Source organism: Collinsella aerofaciens (assembly GCF_040910325.1).
Taxonomy (GTDB): domain Bacteria; phylum Actinomycetota; class Coriobacteriia; order Coriobacteriales; family Coriobacteriaceae; genus Collinsella; species Collinsella aerofaciens_BL.
Window position 1 is genome coordinate 1 of sequence record NZ_JBDGAV010000054.1, and the last position, 3,325, is coordinate 3,325.

The window sequence follows — 3,325 nt, forward strand, 5'->3', positions numbered from 1 at the left end:
GGATACGCACGGCGCGAGCTTTTTCAGCAGCCGCCAGAACCGCTTGTCCCCAGCCACCTTGTTCGGGTTGAACTCAACGAACCCGCGATTCATGTTGACCTTGCAACTCGGCTCTATGAACCCGATGCCGAGCGCGACCGAGCTATCGCCGATGGCGAAGCTCCAAAGCTCGTACCAACCGCCAGGGCGAATCTTGCTCGTCCATGCGTTCATGCTGTCGCAGTCGAAAGTCTGGGCGTGTCCGCTCAACCACTCGCCCTTGCCATTGATGAACGACAACTTCAGGCGAACCATATCGATTGAGAACGTTGCCCCAGATTCGGCTCTGTATGCATTCCAGTAAGACGGTCGAACCTCCGAAAGTTGATGAAATCCGGCTATTAGACAAGGGCCGGATTTCAAGCCGCCGTTCTCGGGGTCATTCACGACCCCATCAATTTGTTTACTTTCGCCGCTCATAAAATAAAACCTCCCGGGTCTCGGGAGGTCACAAACTCGGATATGGTTTGCCAGTTTGCTGTAGTCAGATGCCCGCGTGCTAGAATGGGGCCGCGGTACTACGGTGGCATTTGAGTCGTGACCTCAGTGTCAGCGTCGGGGGGTAGGAGCCCCGTTCGCCTTTGCCGAATTGTACCTCAAACGAACGACCCGCCCGCCTGGCTTAAGGCTGGGCGGGCGTTTTCGTTTCAGCGGCTCTGACTCCACGACCGCCGCGGCGGTCTATCGTCACGGTTCGCATCCCGCGCCTTAGCAGCCCTCTGGGCTTCCGCAGCACGGGCTTTGGGGCTTCTGTCATCGTCTTCCCCGTAATCGCGCTCCAAGGCCGCCAAATCGCGTTTGAGCGCCTTTGTGGTCATCCGCGCACTTCTCGGCCCGAGCCTTCTGGTGAGGTCCGCAATTGCCAGCCCAAGCCGTCCAACCGCTTCTCTGACCTCTTCCACGAACTGACCGACTCGTCCGCGGAGTCCATCGCATCGAGCAGCGATTTCATCGAGCATTCCGCGCTTCTCAAAGCGTCCCGCGTGGTCGAACCGCTCAGCGAGGGAAGCGATGGCTTCCAGCTCCTCAACGTCCTCCTCAAACCGTCCCGCCGTGCGCCGAACCGACTCCAATCGCCGCTGCTCGCGCTGGAGGTCATCGCCCACCTCGTTGCGAAGCTCGATTTTCTCGCCGATTTCGCCGTCCAAGCGGTCGAGTTCGGCCATTTTCTCCGCGATTCGGCGGTCGATTTCCGCAGCCTGCGCCCGCTTTTCATCGACCTTGGCGGTCACGGCACCCAATTTGACATGGCTCTCAACCCTAAGCTGCTCGAGACCGTTCAGCTCGCGCTTGGCAGTTATCGCCCCGTGCTTCGCCTTGTCCCTCGCGCCCTCAAGGGTCTCTATCTCGGACTTGAGCGCCCTCGTGGTGCCGACCTGCACCTTGTACGCGTCAAGGCTTCTGTAGCCCTTCGCGCGCAGCTCGTGGCGCATTGGGCGCTCGTACCCGTAGGGCTTCGCGACCTGCTCCCAGAAGTCCTCCTGAAGCCTGCTCATGGTTCCCTGGGCCGTCACCTCCCACTTGCCCTCGGCGTTCTTGCGCCGCTTGTCGGGCGCGAACAGCTCCTTGGCGCACAGGCGGTCGTGGCCGTCCTCGCCGCGGATGACTGGGGCGATCCAGATGTGCGCGTGCGGGGTTCCCTCGTCCAGATGAATCTGGGCGGCGAGCAAGTTCTCGTATCCGTACCGCGCACCGAACCACTGAACCGACCTGTCAAGAAACTCCTTGGCCGTCTCCTCGTCCGGAAGCGCTTCATTTGTCGACACGATAAACCCCATCGCGCGGACTTGGTTTTCCCTGACCTTCCTCTTCGTCTTGAGTTCCGCCATGCGCCGCTCGACCGCCTTCTCAAGCGGCACCGGGCACTCGTCCTCGGCGCGGCAGCGGTAGCCGATGTGCCGGCCGCTCTGGTCAACATCGTTGGCGTAGGTGTGCGCCCGCCTGTCCAGCTCCTTGCCCACGGCTTCAAGGCTCTCGCATTTGGTCGACTTCATGGCAATCAAGGGTGCTACGGTCATGTCAAACTCCCGAGTTCGAACCACCTAAAGGTGCGTTAGCGGCTTTGGTATAGTCTTTGGTATAGTCACGTTATACCAAGCTACGCTTGGCCGTGCAAGGGCGCTGCCCTTGACCCGCTCGGGCGTTCCCCCCGAGACCCCCCAGCCCTCGTCCGTTCGCGGCGTCGCTCACGTTCTCGGACAGCACGCGGCGGCGCGTGCATGAGGGGGCAAGCCCCCTCAAACTCCCCCTTGATGGGCTTCCTTCGCCGCGACTAGAGCAAGGAAAGGGTCGATGGAGCAGAGCGTCCATCGACCCTTAATCAAGTCTGGTCTATTCGGTTGGCCGTCGCGTCAATTCCGCAATCCGTGAACGAGTCGGCTTAGATCTGCGCGAGCGCAGACCACGCCGCCCCGTAGTCACGCATTGCTACATTGACCCGTCTACTCGAACCGAGCGCACCAACTCCGCGCTTCGGCAACGGCTGCGGCGGCGCAGTCGGTCGGCATGGTGAGGAAGTTCGCTCGCAAAAAATCACGCGCGCGCTTTTTCTGCTTCCAATTGAGCATGGAAACGTAAGTCTCGATTTCCTCGTTCCGCTCTGCCTTTTCTGCCAGAAGCATCCCAAGCAAGCGCAGCCAATCACGCGAGCGCGGCGGCGCATCGTCCGCACCGGCTGGGCCCCACGCATGAACCTGCGGCCAGTGTGCGGCAACCTGCGCCGCGTCCCACTCGCCATCGCACGTCAGCTCGATGCGCGTCAGCACGCCCGACAGGTTCATCTCTGCTGCCTTGTCGTAGACCTTCACGTACCCAGCAGTGTTCTTGACCCCGAGGTATTCCGTGATGCCGTTGCTGATAACGGCTTTGTACATCCGCCTGTCCTTGCTCAAACGACAGTCCTTGCGGGCGCACTCGATGTCGTAGGCAAGGTCATACCGCTTCAAGCTCGCGTGGGATACGCACGGCGCGAGCTTTTTCAGCAGCCGCCAGAACCGCTTGTCCCCAGCCACCTTGTTCGGGTTGAACTCAACGAACCCGCGATTCATGTTGACCTTGCAACTCGGCTCTATGAACCCGATGCCGAGCGCGACCGAGCTATCGCCGATGGCGAAGCTCCAAAGCTCGTACCAACCGCCAGGGCGAATCTTGCTCGTCCATGCGTTCATGCTGTCGCAGTCGAAAGTCTGGGCGTGTCCGCTCAACCACTCGCCCTTGCCATTGATGAACGACAACTTCAGGCGAACCATATCGATTGAGAACGTTGCCCCAGATTCGGCTCTGTATG

3 protein-coding genes are annotated in these 3,325 nt (G+C 60.7%); all 3 read right to left on the bottom strand.

Annotated elements, in window-relative coordinates; translation table 11 throughout:
- A partial coding sequence (locus AB5Z25_RS10760) for a hypothetical protein (protein ID WP_368135573.1) occupies positions 1-459 on the bottom strand: 459 nt, incomplete at its 3' end.
- A 227-nt stretch (positions 460-686) separates the two neighbouring features.
- Complete coding sequence (mobV, locus tag AB5Z25_RS10765; RefSeq protein ID WP_368092399.1) at positions 687-2,057, bottom strand: MobV family relaxase; 1,371 nt, start codon at positions 2,055-2,057, stop codon at positions 687-689.
- Positions 2,058-2,480: 423 nt separating this feature from the next.
- The coding region (locus AB5Z25_RS10770) for a hypothetical protein (RefSeq protein ID WP_368135575.1) at positions 2,481-3,325 on the bottom strand (845 nt) is incomplete at its 5' end.